The following is an 897-nucleotide window of genomic DNA, read 5'->3' on the forward strand; positions in this document are numbered from 1 at the left end:
CAACTTCGTTGTTCCGGGGACGACTCCTCCGGTTGATCCTCCGGAGGTGTGTGATCCGGCGACTCAGCTGTGCACGACGCATCCGGTGGTCTCTCCGAAGATCGCTGTGGTGAAGTCCTCTGATCCGGTGTCGGGTTCGAATGTTGTTGCCGGTCAGGACATCAAGTACACGCTCACGTTCACGAACGCCGGTAACGGTGCGGGTGAGGTCGCGTACTTCGACGATCTGCGTCAGGTTGTGGACAAGGGTGCATTGAGTGGTTTGACTGCTGATGCTCCGTTGGCTGCGACGATGGTCGGCAGCGATGGTTTCTCGGTGACGGGGACCTTGGCGGCCGGCGAAACGAAGACGGTGACGTATTCGGTGAAGGTCAATGCCGATATGGTCGGTGGGGTGTTCGTGAACAACTTCGTTGTTCCGGGGACGACTCCTCCGGTTGATCCTCCGGAGGTGTGTGATCCGGCGACTCAGCTGTGCACGACGCATCCGGTGGTCTCTCCGAAGATCGCTGTGGTGAAGTCCTCTGATCCGGTGTCGGGTTCGAATGTTGTTGCCGGTCAGGACATCAAGTACACGCTCACGTTCACGAACGCCGGTAACGGTGCGGGTGAGGTCGCGTACTTCGACGATCTGCGTCAGGTTGTGGACAAGGGTGCATTGAGTGGTTTGACTGCTGATGCTCCGTTGGCTGCGACGATGGTCGGCAGCGATGGTTTCTCGGTGACGGGGACCTTGGCGGCCGGCGAAACGAAGACGGTGACGTATTCGGTGAAGGTCAATGCCGATGTGGTCGGTGGGGTGTTCGTGAACAACTTCGTTGTTCCGGGGACGACTCCTCCGGTTGATCCTCCGGAGGTGTGTGATCCGGCGACTCAGCTGTGCACGACGCATCCGGT

The 897-nt window shown here is 59.4% G+C and carries 1 protein-coding gene; it reads left to right on the forward strand.

Going from position 1 to position 897, the window contains the following annotated elements; genetic code table 11:
• Positions 1-46: 46 nt before the first annotated feature.
• The coding region (locus QM596_RS29575) for a DUF7927 domain-containing protein (RefSeq protein WP_502943454.1) at positions 47-897 on the forward strand (851 nt) is incomplete at its 3' end.

Source organism: Rhodococcus sp. IEGM 1406 (genome assembly GCF_030056745.1).
GTDB lineage: Bacteria > Actinomycetota > Actinomycetes > Mycobacteriales > Mycobacteriaceae > Rhodococcus_F > Rhodococcus_F erythropolis.